16 protein-coding genes are annotated in these 16,775 nt (G+C 69.6%); 11 read left to right on the forward strand and 5 right to left on the reverse strand.

What is annotated here, in order from left to right:
- Positions 1-53 precede the first annotated feature (53 nt).
- Complete coding sequence (locus tag BLU09_RS33570; RefSeq protein ID WP_090494880.1) at positions 54-1,145, forward strand: D-TA family PLP-dependent enzyme; 1,092 nt, start codon at positions 54-56, stop codon at positions 1,143-1,145.
- Positions 1,146-1,155: 10 nt separating this feature from the next.
- On the opposite strand, the gene BLU09_RS33575 is transcribed toward BLU09_RS33570, so the two are convergent.
- Positions 1,156-2,148 carry a TIR domain-containing protein gene (locus tag BLU09_RS33575; RefSeq protein WP_244172266.1) on the reverse strand — a complete coding sequence of 331 codons (993 nt, stop codon included), beginning with the start codon at positions 2,146-2,148 and terminating at the stop codon, positions 1,156-1,158.
- Between the two features lie 212 nt (positions 2,149-2,360).
- On the opposite strand from BLU09_RS33575, the gene BLU09_RS33580 reads away from it, so the two are divergent.
- The 3 genes from BLU09_RS33580 (at position 2,361) to BLU09_RS33590 (ending at position 5,598) form a co-directional block, all read left to right on the forward strand.
- Positions 2,361-3,683, forward strand: a complete 1,323-nt coding sequence (locus tag BLU09_RS33580) for a styrene monooxygenase/indole monooxygenase family protein (RefSeq protein WP_090494886.1) — start codon at positions 2,361-2,363, stop codon at positions 3,681-3,683.
- A 149-nt stretch (positions 3,684-3,832) separates the two neighbouring features.
- Positions 3,833-4,789 carry a ketopantoate reductase family protein gene (locus tag BLU09_RS33585; RefSeq protein WP_090494889.1) on the forward strand — a complete coding sequence of 319 codons (957 nt, stop codon included), beginning with the start codon at positions 3,833-3,835 and terminating at the stop codon, positions 4,787-4,789.
- An 89-nt stretch (positions 4,790-4,878) separates the two neighbouring features.
- A complete protein-coding gene (locus BLU09_RS33590) occupies positions 4,879-5,598 on the forward strand; it encodes a hypothetical protein (RefSeq protein WP_090494892.1) in 720 nt (239 codons plus the stop codon).
- Positions 5,599-5,611: 13 nt separating this feature from the next.
- On the opposite strand, the gene BLU09_RS33595 is transcribed toward BLU09_RS33590, so the two are convergent.
- Positions 5,612-6,616, reverse strand: a complete 1,005-nt coding sequence (locus BLU09_RS33595) for an Lnb N-terminal periplasmic domain-containing protein (RefSeq protein ID WP_090494894.1) — start codon at positions 6,614-6,616, stop codon at positions 5,612-5,614.
- 111 nt (positions 6,617-6,727) lie between these two features.
- On the opposite strand from BLU09_RS33595, the gene BLU09_RS33600 reads away from it, so the two are divergent.
- Positions 6,728-6,943 (forward strand): MbtH family protein, encoded by a 216-nt coding sequence (locus BLU09_RS33600; protein ID WP_013939684.1) that lies wholly within the window; start codon positions 6,728-6,730, stop codon positions 6,941-6,943.
- Between the two features lie 93 nt (positions 6,944-7,036).
- On the opposite strand, the gene fruA is transcribed toward BLU09_RS33600, so the two are convergent.
- On the reverse strand, positions 7,037-7,726 hold the full coding sequence (gene fruA / locus BLU09_RS33605) for a response regulator transcription factor FruA (protein WP_011553167.1): 690 nt from the start codon (positions 7,724-7,726) through the stop codon (positions 7,037-7,039).
- Between the two features lie 526 nt (positions 7,727-8,252).
- On the opposite strand from fruA, the gene BLU09_RS33610 reads away from it, so the two are divergent.
- Both BLU09_RS33610 and BLU09_RS33615 read left to right on the forward strand, forming a co-directional pair.
- Positions 8,253-9,017 (forward strand): RDD family protein, encoded by a 765-nt coding sequence (locus BLU09_RS33610; RefSeq protein ID WP_186817884.1) that lies wholly within the window; start codon positions 8,253-8,255, stop codon positions 9,015-9,017.
- 1 nt (position 9,018) lies between these two features.
- Positions 9,019-10,011, forward strand: coding sequence for a stage II sporulation protein M (locus BLU09_RS33615; protein WP_090494898.1), 993 nt, complete (start codon positions 9,019-9,021; stop codon positions 10,009-10,011).
- Here the strand turns inward: BLU09_RS33615 and BLU09_RS33620 are convergent.
- Positions 9,945-10,454 (reverse strand): J domain-containing protein, encoded by a 510-nt coding sequence (locus tag BLU09_RS33620; protein WP_090494900.1) that lies wholly within the window; start codon positions 10,452-10,454, stop codon positions 9,945-9,947. The genes BLU09_RS33615 and BLU09_RS33620 overlap by 67 nt on opposite strands.
- Positions 10,455-10,556: 102 nt before the next feature.
- Between BLU09_RS33620 and BLU09_RS33625 the strand changes: the two genes are divergently transcribed.
- The 4 genes from BLU09_RS33625 to BLU09_RS33640 all read left to right on the forward strand — a co-directional run bounded on the left by BLU09_RS33625 (position 10,557) and on the right by BLU09_RS33640 (position 13,691).
- Positions 10,557-11,075, forward strand: a complete 519-nt coding sequence (locus tag BLU09_RS33625; protein ID WP_090494901.1) for a HEAT repeat domain-containing protein — start codon at positions 10,557-10,559, stop codon at positions 11,073-11,075.
- A 105-nt stretch (positions 11,076-11,180) separates the two neighbouring features.
- A complete protein-coding gene (locus BLU09_RS33630; RefSeq protein WP_011553162.1) occupies positions 11,181-11,708 on the forward strand; it encodes a DivIVA domain-containing protein in 528 nt (175 codons plus the stop codon).
- Between the two features lie 77 nt (positions 11,709-11,785).
- On the forward strand, positions 11,786-12,985 hold the full coding sequence (locus tag BLU09_RS33635) for a peptidase MA family metallohydrolase (protein WP_186817885.1): 1,200 nt from the start codon (positions 11,786-11,788) through the stop codon (positions 12,983-12,985).
- Between the two features lie 163 nt (positions 12,986-13,148).
- On the forward strand, positions 13,149-13,691 hold the full coding sequence (locus tag BLU09_RS33640; RefSeq protein ID WP_090494907.1) for a hypothetical protein: 543 nt from the start codon (positions 13,149-13,151) through the stop codon (positions 13,689-13,691).
- A gap of 333 nt (positions 13,692-14,024) precedes the next feature.
- Here BLU09_RS33640 and polA read toward each other — a convergent pair whose 3' ends face one another.
- The gene (gene polA, locus BLU09_RS33645) at positions 14,025-16,751 is read right to left on the reverse strand and encodes a DNA polymerase I (RefSeq protein WP_090494908.1); all 2,727 of its coding nucleotides are present in this window, start codon (positions 16,749-16,751) and stop codon (positions 14,025-14,027) included.
- Positions 16,752-16,775 lie beyond the last annotated feature (24 nt).

A 16,775-nucleotide genomic window follows, 5' to 3' on the forward strand; every position in this document is an offset into this window, starting at 1 on the left:
AACATGCCCGGTACTCCTGGAGCCCTGCACACCGGAGTGCCACATTGCACGGCATGAATTTGGACTGGCTCGACATGATGACGACGCCCGCCGCCCTCGTGGACCTGGACCGTGTGGACGCCAACCTGAAGCGCGTGGCCATGTACACCCGCCAGCACGGCCTGCGGTGGCGGCCCCACACGAAGACGCACAAGACACCGGAGTTCGCCGCGCTCCAGCTCGCAGCCGGAGCCCAGGGCGTCACCGTGGCCACCGTCCGCGAGGCGGAGGTCATGGCCACCGTCTGCGACGACATCCTGCTCGCCTATCCCCCCGTGGGCGACGACAGGCTCGCCCGGCTCATGGCGCTACCACCCCACGTCCGGCTCACCGTGGCCCTGGACTCGGGCGAGGCGCTGGAGATGCTGAGCCGCGCGGCCCGGAGGGCGGGCCGTACGGTGGGCGTGTTGGTGGAGCTGGACCTGGGCATGCGGCGCGTGGGCCTCCAGTCCACCGGGGACGCCATCGCCCTGGCCGGTAACGTGGCGTTCGGCAGTGGCCTGGAGTACCGGGGCATCACCTTCTACGCCGGACACCTGCGCCTTCCCCAGGAGCAGCTGGGCTCTGCGATGCGCGCACAGTCCGAGCGGCTGGCGGCCTTCATCGAGGCCCTGACGGACTCGGGACTGCGGCCCGAAACCGTGAGCGGCGGCTCCACGCCGACGCTGTGGCGTTCGCACGAGGTCGCCGGGCTCACGGAGATTCGCCCGGGCATCAACGTCTTCAACGACCGCAACTCCGCGACGGTGGGCGCGTGCGCATGGGACGAATGCGCGTACTCCGTGCTGGCCACGGTGGTGAGCACCACGGTGCCGGGACAGGCCGTCATCGACGCGGGTTCCAAGGCCCTGGCCAAGGAGGAAGGCTTCACGGACGCAGGCGGGTACGGCGCCCTGCTCGACATGCCTGACGTCCTGGTGCGCGGCCTGTCCGAGGAGCACGGCCTGCTGGACCTCTCCCGCACCGACTGGCGGCCCCGCGTGGGCGACCGCGTGCGCGTGGTGCCCAACCACGCCTGCGCCTCCGTCAACCTGCACGACCGGTTGCACCTGCTGCGTCAGGCTACCTGGGCCGGCACGCACGCCATCACCGCACGCGGCTGGTGACACGCGCCACTCAGTCCATGCGCTGGAGTTCCTTCGTCAGCGACTGCTCCAGCTCGCGAATGTTGCGATAGACGATGCAGCGATAGGACGCGACGTCGAAGCGGAGTTCCTTCACGTCACGCACCAGCAGCAGCGTGGGCCGGCCTCGGCCCCATGCGTAGCCGACCTCCAGGTACACGTTTGGATTCGCCAGGGACAGGTCGGCGATCACCACCTTCGCCGTCTCGATGCGCTCACGGATGCGCTGGATGATGGGGCCGTCGAACAGCTCCTGGTCCACGCGCTCGCACAACATGCCCGCGGCCTTCACCGGGCCCTGGATGCCGTAATGATAGGTGTCCTCCAGCTCGGGTGCGAAAGGCATGGCCACGAAGGCGTGAGGCTTTGCCATGGACACGGTACCCGCCGTCGCCAGGGGCGGCGCCTGCGTCACGGCTGACATCCGCCGAACGCGGAAGCCACCGTCCGGAAGCGGCTCCACGCCAGGCGTTGCGCTCAAACCGCGCGCGAAGGCCTTTGCCAGTCTTTGCGCCCGGCTCGCGTTCCGCTCCACCACCGTGAAGCGCGTCAGGGATTGGGGGCCGGAGCCACGTTGGAAGGCTTCAACGAGCCCGCCCACGAAGGCGAGCACGGCCTCGTCTTCATCCAATCCATAGTTGGGGCCGTGAACGGTGCCCGCGACATGCGCGAGGCCCGAGTGGTTCTCCAGGGCCGCCAGCGCGCGCACCGCGAACTGGCGAATCTCGTGGTAGCCGAACTCCCCCAGGCGAACGGTACCCACGATGAGCGCCCGTGGCGCGGTCAGCGCCCCCCGCGTCTCCACGAGGCGCGTCGCGCCCGGCGCGAGCTCGAGCTGCGCCAGGGGAACGCCCGCCAGCTCCAGGCGCCGCGCGGCTTGACCTGTCGCGCCATAGAGACTTTGTGCGTATTTGAACAGCACCGCGTCCGCGGTGAACTCGGTGAGGTCTCCTACCTTCAACGCCACGTCGAGGAACTGGGCCATTGCGCCCCACTGTAAAGCCTTGCGTCTGCTGTTCCCAACCCGACGTCCACGTCTGCCCATCAGTGCATGACGCAATGCGCCTCTCTTTTTCTCGGCTATCAAGTACGTCCTGTCTGAAGATCTCCGTTTGTGTTGTGTTAAGGAACGCCCCTGGCCCTTGGGGGGTCCATCCCGACACAGCCATGACGGCACGGGGCACGGAGGAGAGTCATATGGAGCGCATTGCAATTGTTGGCGCCGGCACCGCGGGACTTCACCTGGGTCTGAAGCTGCTGTCCCACGGTGTGCCCGTGACGATCTACACGGAGCAGGAGCCGAGCAAGCTACGGGTTTCCCGTCTGCTCAACACGGTGGCGCACCATGCCCCCACGCGCATGCGCGAGCGCATCCTGGGCGTGGACCACTGGAGCGGCCCCAACGCTGACATGTTCTATATCGGCATCCATGTGAACGGCGGCCCTCACCCGTTCAGCCTCCGGGGCCGCGTGGATTCCCCCTCCATCTTCGTGGACTACCGGCAGTACCAGCCGCGTCTCGCGGAGGACTTCGTCGCGCGCGGCGGCAAGCTGGAGGTCCTTCCCGTGGACCTCGACGTGCTGGAGCGCCTGGCCCAGCAGCACGCGCTGATGGTGGTCGCCACTGGCCGCAATGGCCTGACACGCCTGTTCCCTCGCGTGCCCGCGCTGTCGCCGCACACGCAGCCGCCGCGCATGCTCTTCGCCGCGCTGCTCAAGGGCGTGCGTATGCAGGAGCCCATTGGGATGAATGCCAACCTGATTCCGGGCCAGGGCGAGATCTTCGAGTCCCAGGTCGTCACCGAGAACGGCCGGGTCCCCAGCGTGCTCATCGAAGCCCTTCCCGGCAGTGAGCTGTCGCGGCTCAGCACGCAGCGCTACGACGAAGACCCGCGCGCCTTCGAGGCGATGCTGATGGACTTCCTGCGGCGCTTCGCGCCCACCACCTACGAGCGCGTGGATCCGGCGAGCTTCGGCGTGCGAGGTCCCATGGACTACCTCCAGGGTTCCTTCACTCCGACGGTGCGCCAGGGCTGGGCCCCCCTCTCCAACGGCCGCTTCGCGCTGGCAGTGGGCGACACGCACGTGACGAACGACCCCGTCGCGGGACAGGGGGCCAACGCGGGGTCCGCTTCCGCCTTCGCGTTGGCGGAGCACATCGTCACCGCGCTGGCGGACAACCGTCCCTTCGACGAGGTCTTCTGTCGGGAGGCCGAAGCGGGCTCGTGGGCCGCCACCGCGCCGGCGACGCACTGGACCAACGCCCTGCTCCAGCCGCCGCCTCCGCACGTGATTGACTTGCTGGCCGCTGGCAGCAAGGACGCGCGGGTCGCGGATGCCGTCGCCACCGCCTTCGTGACGCCCGAGCTCATCCTCTCCGCATGTGCCAGCCCGGAGAGCACCGCGGCGTTCATCGCGCGGCACCGCCCCATGGCCCGCGAGGCCGCGCCGCCTCCCAGCCCCCTGGCGTGGCACCTGCCTCCCGAGGAGCCCAAGGTCACTGTGTCGCTGACCCGCTGAGGAGCCTTGAAGTCTTCGCGACGAGGCGGCGCAGACTGGCCGCCTCGTGCGGCTGTGCTCCAACACAGCGGCCTCGCTCGCGGATGCGCGGAGTGCGAGCGCGTGATTCAACCCTGCCCCGCTGGGGACGTGCGGTTATCTTCCGCGCCATGCGATTCGCCATCTTGGGCTCTGGAGGCGTCGGTGGTTTCTTCGGCGCGAAGCTGGTCCGCGCCGGGCATGACGTGACGTTCCTCGCGCGCGGAGCGCACCTGCGCGCCATGCGGGAACACGGGCTCACCATCCGCGGCGCCGAAGGAGACTTCACCGTCGCGGTCAAGGCCGACGATGACGTCCAGCGCTTCGGCCCCGTGGACGTCGTGGTCCTCGCGGTGAAGAACTACGACGTCGCTTCCGTGCTCCCCGCGGTGAAGACGTTGCTCTCCGCGCGAGGCGCACCGGCGCCGGGCGAAACGCCGCCCTTCGTGCTCACCTTGCAGAACGGCGTGGACATCCCCTCCGAAGTGGCCGCCGCCGTGGGCGAGGCCGCCGTCCTGGGCGGCACCACGTACATCTCCACTGCCATCAGCGAGCCCGGCGTCATCACCCAGACCGGAACGAACCACCGCATCGTGCTCGGAGAAGTGTTCGGTGACACCTCGCGCATCTCGGACCGTGCGCAGTCCCTGCGGGACGCGCTGGCCGGTGCGGGCATCACCGTGGAGGCCGTGGCGGATGCGCGCGGAGCGCTCTGGGACAAGCTGTCCTTCCTCGCCTGCATCTCCGCGTTCTGCACCGCGTCCCGGCTGCCCGTGGGCGCCCTCCGGGACAATCCGGCCTTCCGCGAGGTGTTCCGGCAGGCCGCCGCCGAGGTGCTCAGCGTCGCCGCCGCGGAGGGCATCACCACCACGCGCACGCCGGACGCCCTGGTGCAGTACATGGACGGGCTGCCCGCCCACATGCGCCCATCCATGCTGGGCGACCTGGAGAACGGCAAGCCGCTGGAGGTCGAATACCTCCAGGGCTCGGTGGTGCGCCGGGGGCGCGCGCGGGGCGTCCCCACGCCGGTGATGAGCACCCTCTATGTCCTGCTGCTGCCCCACGCCCAGGGGGAACGAAAGGCCTGAGCCCCGGCGCCCGGCTGGAGGCCAGCCAACACCCTCCCCGCCTTCAAGGCCCGCGCAATCGCCGGGCCCGATGGGCATATGAACGTCATATGACCGAGCCGAAGCCCCACCCTTCCGAGAACGAGCTGCCCCCCGTATTGGGCCGCGTGGCCTTTCTCGCCGTCGTGTCCGGCCTGACGCCGCTCATCCCCGTCCCCTTCCTGGACGACTACGCGCTCCGGCAGGCCCGCGAGAGCATGGTCCTCACCATCCTCTCCGAACACAGCCTTCCCAGGCCGGCCCGGGCGGTGGAGGTCCTCGCCGGCTCACACGTTGGCCGGACGGCGGGCGGCCGACTGATGAGCTACATGAAGGGACTGGCGCTCTTCCCGGTGCGCAAGCTGTTCCGCAAGATCTTCTTCGTCTTGTGGGTGAAGGACTGCGTGGATGTGGCGTCATCAGCGCTGCATCACGGCTACCTGCTCAACCATGCCCTGGACCGTGGCGACCTGAGACCCGAGGACCTGGAGGGCCCGCTGCCCGGGAAGATTCACGACGCCATCGTCGCCGCCTGCGCTGAGTTGGACCCGCGCCCCGTCAATCAGGCCCTGCGCCGGCTCTTCGTCGGCAGCCGCCTGCTCATGGCCGAGGCCACTCGCGCCTTCTTCAGCTCCGACGCCCTTGGCCCCCGTACGCCCGAGCCGGGCGAGAGCGCCGAGGTGAAGACCTTGACGGAGCGCCTCATCGCCGCGCTCTGGGAGGAGCGCGGTTATTTCGCCGCGCTGCAACAGCACTACGACACGCACCTGAAGGCGCGCCACGCCCCGTAAGGGGCCTGGCGTGTCACGGCGCGGTGTCAGCGGCGGCCAGCGGCTCGCGGATGCGCCGTGAGAAGTCCGGGCGCCCATCCGCCGCCTGCGCGCGCGCGTTGATGTGGTAGCGCTGGCGCACCTGCTCCAGCGGCGCGTCCCGGTCGATGAGCTCCAGCTCATACGCCAGGGCGTCCGAGAACGCCGGCAGCAAGGTGCGGTGGTCGTAGGGCACCCGGCTCTGGCTCACCTTCTCCAGGTGCCGCACCAGGTTGGTGGTGCAGTTGTTGGTGAGCGTGTCGTAGAACTCCGGCTTCTCGTGCAGCGCGTTCATCCGCGCCACCATGTCGAGGAAGAAGCTGGCGATGCGCTCCTTCGACGCATCCACCGGGTAGAGGTAGACGTCATCCTTGCGGTGGTTGGAGCGCAGCTGCACCAGGTCCCGCTCGTCCCCCACCACGTAGGTGAGCTCGAACTGGCGGAACAGGCCGCCCAGCGCGGAGAAGGTCTCCCCCTTCTCGCGGCGGACCTCCACGGAGAAGACGAGGTAGCGCCCATCCGCGAAGCCGAAGCTCACCATGGTGTGGGCCGCGCCCCAGACGCCGGAGAAGGGCTCCACGATGAACCACGCGCCCGTGAGCTCACGCGTGTCGTACGTGGCCGAGTACCACGACGCATCCCAGTCCGACGTGGTGCGGTAGCGGAAGTCACGCACGTCATGCAACGTCACACGGGAGCCCTCCACCACCGCCCGGGCGGAGCGCGCCAGGTCCGGCGCCCAGTCCGCCTGCGTCGCGGGCCGTACCGTCTGGGTCCACCCCCAGATGACCACACACCCAACGCCAATGACGGACAGGGCCGCCCCTTGTGAGTGACGCCGCCAGGCGACCACCGCGCCCACCGCGAGCAGCCCGGCCCCCAACGCCCGCAGTCCGTGCGCGCCCTCGGGGCCCGCCCCCGTCAACGCCAGGGCCAGCGCGGCCCAGGTGACGCCCAGCGTGAGGAGCAGGGCGGTGATGACACGGAAGACACTTTGCATGGCCGGCGAGTATATGCGGGCTTCAGACGCCGACCGCACCCACGCCTTCCGTGTCTTGACCCCTTTTCCTGGATTGTGGCCAGAATACGCCCCGTTCCAGGAGAGACATCAATGGCGGATGAGCGAGAGGACACGACCGTCTACAAGGTCGTGGTGAACCACGAGGAGCAGTACTCCATCTGGCCGGCCGACCGCGAGAACGCGCTCGGCTGGAAGGATGCAGGCAAGCAGGGGCTCAAGGCCGAGTGCCTGGAGTACATCAAGGAGGTCTGGACGGACATGCGTCCGCTGAGCCTCCGCAAGAAGATGGAAGAGCTGAAGTCGTAGTCACGGCACCGTCCGTGCGCACGCCCCTCGCGACCCCAGGCAACGGCGCCAGGGTCCGGGGGGCGTGCTGCATGAGCGGAACGACAGCGACGCCTAGAGGTCCGGCGGCGGCCGGACGCCCAGGTGGCACGCCCTCAGCGCCAGCTGCGTGCGGTTCTCCGCGCCCAGCTTCCGGTAGAGTTGCGTGACGTGGGACTTCACGGTGCGCTCGGCGATTTGCAGGTGCGCGGCAATCTTCAGGTTGTCCGCACCGCCCGCGACATACGCCAGCACCTCGCGCTCGCGCTGCGTGAGCGCCAGCAGCACGCTCGCGGTGGGTGACGTCACGGGTGGATGTTCGAAGTCGTTCCTCAGGAGCTGCACCGGGAACAGCCGCTCGCCTCGGACCAGGGAGTTGATGGCGGACGCCACCGCCGTCGTGCCCAGCCCCGCGCGGAACAGGTAGCCGGAGGCACCCTCGTCGAAGCACTGCGAGATGATTTCCGGCGTGCTCACCGCGGAGAGCAACAGCATCCGCACCTCCAGCCGGCGCTTGCGCGCCTCCCGCAGGAGGTTGATGCCTTCCGTGACAGAGCAGCCCACGGCCGCCTCGCTGTCACCCTCCACGTCCATGACCGCGACCTGCGGCGGGTCCGTCCCCAGGCTGTCGAGGAACAGGCGCACATCCCTCGTCACCGAGGAGACCTGCACGCCTTCACCACGGAGCCCGTCGGCCAGGCCCTGCCAGGCTGCCCACGGTCCTTCCAGAATCGATACACGAATCGCTGCTTGATTGGTTGCCATGCGAAGGCCCCCCAGCCGTCATGGCGAAAACTGCATGAACAGACAACTGACCACAGCCGGCTCCGGTACGAGCAGGGCCAGTGGGTTGCATGACAGGGAAGAACGAGCGCGTCCGCTGAGCCACTCCGGAGTCGGCCTACCGATGTACGACTCGACTCCTGACTGTTTTCGACTTTCAGCTACTCCTGACGTCCCTGCGGGCCGCACCTCCTTCGGCCCAGGTTCATGGTCCAACGCAGAAACCCTATCACCGGGAAAGCGCAGACGCGAACCAGCCCCAATGGGAGTGTCCAGTGTGCATGAATCAGAGCCCGTTACAGGGGTTTCATCCGTTGGTTCGTCATCGCTGTCCGGAGCCGGACACGCCCGGGCGTCCACAAGTCGATGAAAGCCCCCTCCCGCACGGCGCTGACTGTCAACCGTGACACATGCGTCTGGGCCCCGAAAATCCCGCAAGTCCAAGCAGAAAAGGAGGTGCGACATGGAGGCGTGGGAGGAAGGCAGACGTGTATGCTGCCGACCCCGCATGCGCTCCGCTCCGACTCCCCATCTCGACGTCGCCACCCCCGAACGCGTGGCGCTCACGCTTCCCATCGCGGGCATCGGCTACCGGTGCCTCGCGTGGCTGGTGGACGCGAGCCTGCTGTTCTTCTTCTGGCTGGTGGCCTACTTCGTCTTCACGTTGCTGGTGTCGGACGTGCTCGGCGTCTTCCAGGCGTTGTCGGGCGTGGGGCAGACGCTGCTGGTGGTGGGCGTCTTCGCCACGCAGTGGCTGTACTGGACGGTGAGCGAGGTCTTCTTCCACGGCCAGACGGTGGGCAAGCGCGTGCTGGGCATCCGGGTGGTGCGCACGGACGGCTCGCCCGTGGGCGTCTACGAGAGCGCGGTGCGCAACCTCTGCCGCGCGGTGGACTTCCTGCCCATGCTGTACGCCGCCGCCTGTGTCAGCATGCTGCTCACCCGCCAGCACCGGCGACTGGGAGACCTGCTCGCCGGCACGCTGCTGGTCCGCGAGGAGCGCATCGACCTGGACAAGTACACCGCCGCGCCGCCCACGTCCGAGCCCTTGCCACAGGGCACGGGTGCGCGGCCCCTGTCTCCGGAGGACGTGGAGCTGGTGCTGTCCTTCCTCTCACGCGCGCCGGGGCTGGCGCCGGAGGTGCGGCAGCGGCTGGGCGCGCGGCTGGTGGAGCGCGTGGGGCCCGACGACGCGGAAGCACGCGCGGCGGTGCTGGCGTCCGCGGAGAGCACCGAGGCCTTCCTGCGCGCCCGCGTCCAGGGAGCGCGCTGAGATGGCCACGCCCCTGCCCGCCTACGTGGCCCAACGCCGCGCGGACTGGGATGCGCTCCAGGCCCTGCTGGCGAAGCAGCGCTCCGGCACGCTGAAGCTGGGCGAGCTGCGCACGCTGGACACGCTGTACCGCCGCGCGTCCGCCGACCTGGCGCACGCGCAGACCTTCTACGCCGGCACGGATGTCCACCGCTTCCTCAACCAGCTCTGTGGCCAGGCCTACGCGTCCATCTACCAGCCGCCGCGCGAGCGCTGGCCCGCGGTGCGGGACTTCTTCCGCCGCGAGTTCCCCGCCACCTTGCGCCGCGAGCGTGGCTTCGTGGGCGCCAGCGCCGTGCTGTTCATCCTGGGCATCCTGCTGGGCGCCCTGGTGGTGCTGTGGGAGCCGCGGGGCGCCGAGCTGCTGGTGCCCTCCGGCGTGCGCCACTACGTGGCGCAGGGCCGCATGTGGACGGATGACATCCTGTCGGTGGCGCCTCCCAACTCGGTGGCGTCCGGCATCGCCACCAACAATCTCACCGTCACCATCGTCACCTTCGCCCTGGGCCTCACCGGCGGCCTGGGCACGCTGTTCCTGCTGGTGAACAACGGGGTGCATATCGGCGCCATCAGCGCGCTGTGCGCCCGCGAGGGCATGCTGGGGGGATTGCTGGACTTCATCGCCGCGCACGGCCCGGTGGAGCTGTCCATCCTGGTCATCGCCGGTGGGGCGGGACTGATGGTGGGCCAGGCGCTCATCGACCCGGGGGAGCTGCCCCGGGGACAGGCGCTGGCGGTGCGCGGGCGGGAAGCGGTGAAGCTGGTGCTGGGCTGCGCGCCCTTCCTCGCCCTCATCGGCGTGGTGGAGGGCTACGTCTCCCCAGGGGACATGTTCCCCACCTGGCTGAAGGCGGGGCTGGGCCTGGTCCTGGGGGCGCTCTTCTGGGCCTACCTGCTGCGCGCGGGAAGGACGGTGGCGGAGGCCACGGGCGCTCCGGCCGACAGCGCCTCCTGACGCTTGCGCTGGCGGTGCCGGAGGATGCGCTCATAGGCCGCGTTCAGCTCGCGCATCTTCTCCGCGGAGCCGCCGCGGTCCGGGTGCTGCTCCATGGCCAGCGCGTGGTAGCGCGCGCGGACCGTGTCGGCCGAGTCCAGCGGCGAGACACCCAGCAGCCGGTAGGGGTCCTGCTCTTCCAGCGCGGACAGCCACCGGTCCAGCCGGTCCTTGACCTCGATGAACTGCTCGTCCTGGGCGCCGGTGTCCTTCACCGGGTGCGTGCGCACCTTCGCGTCCGCCCGGAAGACGTCGGAGTACACGCTGGACACCCAGCGGTGGCACCCGGAACACCGGAAGTAGCGAACCCGGGTCCCCGGTTGCTGGGTCATCCGGATGCCGCAGTGGGTGCACTCCACATCGACGTTTTCCAGTGTCTGCCAGTTCGCTGCCGCCGCGTTCATCGAACCTTGCTCCCGTTTGCAACACGCCTGTAGCGCGGGGAAGGTCCCACGATGGGAGATCGCGTCAAGAAAATCTCTCCGCCCCGGGTTAGAAGGGCCTCCATGCGTCCCCTGGTTCTCGCTGGCCTGCTCCTTGCCACCGCCACCCGTGCCCAAGCCTCGTCCCCCCCGGGTCCGGCGCCCACGCCCCCGGTGGAGGCCGCCCTGGCGCCCGCGACGGACGACGCCGCCCTCCTGCGGGGCCTCCTGGGGGCGGTGCGGCCCGCGCCGGAGGAGATTCGGGCCATCGCCATCGAAGACCTGGCGCTGCTGGGAGATGCCCGCGCCCTGGACGCGCTGGCCACGCTCCTGTGGGACCCCAACCCCCGCATCCAGCAGGCGGCGTTGCGGGCCGTCACGCTGTTCCAGCACGCCCGCGCGGAGGAGATTCTCGCCAATGTGGTGCGCCACCCCCGGCTGCCGGACGCGCTGAAAATCCAGGCGCTCAACGGGCTCGTCTTCCAGCGCACGCCCACCGCGCGCCGGGCCGTCCAGGACGCCGCTGTCGACTCGCGGCTCACCGCGGGGGTGCAGAACGCCGCGCGCGCCGTCGTGTCTCAGTGGGACGCGACGCGCCGCTGACGCCCGCCCGCCGGGGAGCCATGCAAGCACCACCCGCCAGCCCCGGCGCCCAGGTCAAGGGCCGATTCCTGGAGATGTGACGCCCCTGCGCTACACTGCGGCGTCATGAAAATCACTCCGCTCGACATCCGGCAGAAGCGGTTCGAAACGGCCCTGCGCGGCTTCTCTCGCCGTGAGGTGGAGGCCTATCTCGAGCTCATCGCCGGTGAATTCGAGGAGGTGGTGAAGGAGAACATCGCGCTCAAGGAGGAAGTGAAGCGCACCCAGTTCAAGGTGGAGCAACACCAGGAACGGGAGCGCACCCTCCAGGAGACCATGGTCACCGCCCAGCGCATCAGCGAGGACCTGAAGGACGCCGCGAAGAAGGAAGCGGAAATCATCATCGCGGACGCCGAACATCAGGCGGAGAAGATCGTCCACGGCGCCCACCAGCGACTGGTGCAGGTGGTGGAGGACATCAACGAGCTGAAGCGCCAGCGCACCCAATTCGAGTCGCAGGTCCGCTCCGTGTTGGATGCCCACCAGAAGCTGCTGGAAACCTTCAAGAGCCCCACGTTCGCGGACCGCGACTACGCGCGCGTCGAGGACAACGTGGCGTATCTGTCCCAGAAGAAAGCCAACGGCGACTCCTGACGCACCGCGCCGCGCGGTGAGGTTGCTGCAACCTGGGGCGAGGCTGTTATGTCAGTGGGAACGTGAGGCCGCCGCACATGCGCCACCTGCTTGTCCTGCTCCTGCTGCTCGCCGCCCCTGGGGCCTGGGCCCAGGAACCGGGCGGCCCTCATGGCACCCACGCCCATGACGTCGTGACGGACGCCGCGCTGGTGCCCCTGACGCGTCCGCCCGAGGTCAGCGGGGACGTGACGACGAAGCGCTTCCGCATCCTCCACACCGCCGCCGCCACCGCGGCCGCGCACGAGCTGTCCCGGCAGATTGAAGGTGTCCGAGACCGGTTCGGCACCATCCTGGGCAAGGACTGGCCGGGCGTCACCGAGATTCGCCTGGGCGTGGGCCGCAAGGAATTCGAGGCCCTGGCGCTGCCCGGAGGAAAGCCCCCCGGGTGGGCCGTGGCGCTGGCCTACCCCGCCCATCAAATCATCCTGCTGGACGCGCTCAGCCTTCATGAGCCGGAGGGCCAGCAGACGCTCCGGCACGAGCTGGCGCACGTGGCCCTGGGGCAGCTGGCTCCGTCGTGGCCGCGCTGGTTCCAGGAAGGCGTCGCGCAATACGTCACCGGGGAGCGCTACTCCCTGACGCACTACTCCGCCCTCTTCCGGGCTGTCACCCAGGAGCGCGTGTTCCACTTCGAACACCTCGACCGGGCCTGGCCGGACGTGCCGTCGGACGTGGAAATCGCCTACGCGCAGAGCGCCGCCTTCGTCGCGCACCTGTCGGCGAAGTTCGGCCCCCAGGCCATGGCCGCGCTCGTGGACGGCGTGGCGCGCGGCGAGCCCTTCGAGACGGCCTTCGGCAAGGCCTTCCGCACCTCGCTGTTGGTCGAGGAGACCGACTGGCGTGAAGGCCTGGCCGCGCGCTACGGCTGGCTCCCACTCACCACCAGCTCCGCGCTCGTCTGGCTGAGCGCGTCCTTCCTCTGCGTGGCCGCCTATGCCCGCCGCCGCCAGCAGCGCGCCGCGAAGCTGGCGGAGATGGCGGCCCAGGATGCCGCGGAGGACGCCGCGCTGCGGCTGCTGGCCGCCCAGGCCGCGCAGGCCCAGGCGCAGGGCACCGCCGTGAGTGCCGGGGACTCCACCTGGCCGGACTGGCCCGCGGGCTCGCAGGGCACGGAAGCCCACCTGGAGGCCCAGGACGGCGAGGCACCCGCGGACAGCGCCATTGGCGACCTCCCGGGTGAACTGGACGACGAAGACGGCCCCAACGGCCGGCCGCCGAAGCCCACCCTCCACTGAGCGCCGCCCTTCCCGCCCTGCCATGACTACAGGGCGGGGCCTGTAGTTTCTACGGGCGTGCTGCTCCTCTGCCTGCCCATCCCTTCAAGGCAAATGGCTGATTTCACTGGGGAGACTTATCCCAGGGGTCTTGGCCGATGGATTGCTTTGGCTTCCGTACGCGATGCGGAAGGCACTGGACATGAGCGAGCGTGGACGTAAGGCAGCCGTGCTGGCGCGGTTCTTCCGTCAGCAGCCGGATCGAATCTCCGCGCTGTGGCGAAGGATGGTGCTGGCGGCGCCCGATTCGGACGCGTCGCGGGGCGCCCCCACCCAGTTGGACAACCTGGTGGAGCCCTTCATCCGCGAGCTGGGCCGGACGCTCGCGGGCGAGGAGTCCAGCCCCTGGAGTCGCACCCGCGCGGTGCTGCGCTTGTCGGCGCACCGGGGCGCCCGCTCGCTCTATGACGAATTCGCGGCGCTGCGGCGCTGCCTGGTGGATGCCTCCGAGGTGCTCGGTGGCGGGGATTGGGAGCGCGAGCGCATCAACCGCGCCGTGGACGAAGCCGTGGACTCCGCGGTGGCGCTCCTCCAACGGATGAAGGACCCGCGAGCGGATGGTCCGCGGGTGCCCTTCGGTGGGCTGGTCGTCGAATACTTCGAGCGTCCTTCCCGGACGCGGCGCGTGTCCCCGGACACGGGAGATGGACGTACGGCAATGCACTGAGGGCGTGTAGGGGTTGGCCGGCCCGTTCGACTTGACGTGCCCGGAAACGGGCGCGTCCGAGACCGGCGGGAGGGAGTGTGCCTGGGTGGGGGCCCATGGCGCGCTTTGTGGGAAGGCGTGCTCCCGCTGGGGAGTGGTGAGCGCGCACCGCGAGCCGCTGGCAAGACGCGTGGATGGGGGTCCACGCGACTCGCCGGTCGGACGGGTCGGCGCATTTGTCGCAGTGTGTGCAGCAGCGGCTGTGGGGGCCGCGGGTGGAGCATGCGGGAGGGGCGCCTACGGGGGTGGGCGCTCCTCCCGTATTTTTTCGCGCCGCCCCGCCCTGCCCGCGCGTCAGTGCGCGTCCGCCCAGCTGCGCCCCGCGCCCACCTCGACCTTGAGCGGCACCTTCAGGTCGGCCACCGAGGACATGGCCTTCACCGCCAGCGCCTTCACCTGCTCCACTTCCGCATCGGGTGCTTCGAAGAGGAGTTCGTCGTGGACCTGCAGCAGCATCCGCGTGCGCAGCTTCTGGGCCGTCAACGCCTCGTCCACCGCCAGCATGGCCTTCTTGATGAGGTCCGCGGCGGTGCCCTGGATGGGCATGTTGATGGCGGCGCGCTCGGCGGCCTGGGCCACGCCGCGGTTCTTGGAGTTCAGGTCCGCCATGTAGCGGCGGCGGCCGTAGAGCGTCTCCACGTAGCCCGTCTTGCGCGCCCTATCGACCGTCTCCTCCAGGTAACGCCGGATGCCGGCGTAGCGCGTGAAGTACCGCTCGATGATGTCTCGGGCCACGTCCTGGGCAATGCCCAGCCGCGCCCCCAGGCCGTGCGGTGACAGGCCGTAGGCGATGCCGAAGTTCACCATCTTCGCGACGCGGCGCTGCTCGCGGTCCACCTGCTCCTTGGCCACGCCGAACACCTCGGCCGCGGTGCGGGTGTGGATGTCCTCGTCGTGGAGGAAGGCCTCGATGAGCACGGGGTCGTCCGCGATGTGCGCCAGCAGCCGCAGCTCCACCTGGCTGTAGTCCGCGCTCACCAGCTGGTGCCCTTCCGCGGCCACGAAGGCGCGGCGAATCTCCCGCCCCAGGTCGGTGCGGACGGGGATGTTCTGGAGGTTCGGGTCGGTGGAGGACAGGCGCCCGGTGGCGGTGGCCGCCTGGTGGTAGGTGGTGTGAATGCGCCCGTCGGCGGCCACCAGCGTGGGCAGCGTGTCCAGGTAGGTGCTCTTCAGCTTGGACAGGCTGCGATACTCGATGATGGCGCCCGGCAGCGGGTGCTCCTCGGACAGCTTCTCCAGCACCTCCTGGTCCGCGGACGGGCCCGTCTTGCCCCGCTTGATGATGGGCAGCTTCAGCTCCGTGAAGAGCACCTCCACCAGCTGAGGATTGGAGCCGATGTTGAACTCGCGGCCCGCGTGCCGGTAGACCTCCTTCACCTGCGCCTCGACGGCGGCGTCCACCTTCACGGAGGTGCGCGACAGCTCGGCGGTGTCCAGCAGCACGCCCCTGCGCTCCATCTGCGCCAGCAGCGGCAACAGCGGCAGCTCCATGTCGCGAGCAAGCGCCGCCAGCTTCGCCGCCTCCAGCTCCTTCCACAGCTCGGGCGCCAGCCGCCGCGCGGCCTCGGCGCGGATGGCGAAGCCGGTGGCCACCTCCTCCACCGTGTGGTCCGCCAGCGCGCGGTCCTTCTTGCCGCGCTTGCCCTCCGCGGCGGGCGGCAGCGGCGGCAGCTCCGTGTTCAGCCGCTCGCGCGCCAGGTCCACCAGCGCGTGCTCGCGGCGGGACGGGTTGAGCAGGTAGCTGAGCAGCTCCACGTCGTCGTGCACGCCGTGCAGGGTGATGCCGTCGTTGGCCAGCACCAGGCTGAGCGCCTTGAGGTCATGCCCGCCCTTCTTCACCGCCGCGTCCTCCAGCACCTCGCGGAAGGCCGCGGTGAAGGCCTCTGGCCGCACCTGGGTGACGCCGAGCTGCGCGTGCCGCAGCGGCACATACGCCGTCTGCCCGTCCGGCAGCGCCACGCCCAGGCCCACCAGCTTCGCGCCGAAAGGTGAGCCCTCGTAGGCGGGAATCAGGGTGACGGCGCCCGCCTCGCGCACGGCGCCAGCCAGTTGGGCGAGCTCCGCGTCCGTGCCCACCAGCCGCGGCGTCACCGCCAGCGGCGCGGGCTTCTCCTTCACCTCCTCGGACGCCCCGGCGACACCGTCCTGCTGGGGCAGCTCCTTGAGGAGGGCGAAGAACTCCAGCTCGGTGAACAGCTCGCGCGAGCGCTGCGCGTCCACCGGCCGGCGGACCAGGTCCGCCATGCGCACGTCCAGCGACAGGTCCGTCTTGAAGGTGACGAGCACCTTGGCGCGCAGGAGGCTCTCGCGGTGCGAGGCGATGTTCTCCCGGATCTTCGGCTTCTTCACCTCATCCAGGCGCGAGAGCAGCGTCTCCACGTCACCAAACTGCTGGATGAGCTCGGTGGCCGTCTTCGGACCGATGCCCGGCACCTTGGGGACGTTGTCCACCGCGTCGCCGATGAGGGCCAGGTAGTCCCGCATCTGCCCCGGCTCGATGCCCAGCCGCGCCTTCACGTCCGCGGGCAGCGTGTGCACGTCCTTCATCGGGTCGTACAGGCGCACGTCGTCGTCGACAATCTGCACGAAGTCCTTGTCGCCGGTGACGACCTGGACGCAGAACCCCTCCTGCTTCGCCTTCACGGCCAGCGTGCCGATGACGTCGTCGGCTTCCCAGCCGGCCACCTCCAGCACAGGCACGTTGATGGCTTCCACCACGCGGCGGATGAGGGCGAACTGGGGAACCAGGTCCTCCGGGGGGCCCTCGCGGTTCGCCTTGTACGTCGGATCAATCTTCTGGCGCTCGGTGCGGCTCTCCTTGTCGAAGGCGAGCGCCACGTGTGTGGGCTTCAGCTCACGCAGGGCCTTGAGCACCATGCGCGTGAAGCCCAGCACGGCGTTGGTCTGCACCCCCTTGCTCGTCGTGAGCGGAGGGATGGCGTGGTAGGCGCGGAAGATGAAGCCGGACGCGTCGATGAGGACCAGGGTGGGCGCTGAGCGCGAAGGGCTGGTGTCGACCATGCCCCCGTGCCTAGCGCGCCCGCC

The sequence above is a fragment of the Myxococcus virescens genome (assembly GCF_900101905.1).
Classification (GTDB): Bacteria; Myxococcota; Myxococcia; order Myxococcales; family Myxococcaceae; genus Myxococcus; species Myxococcus virescens.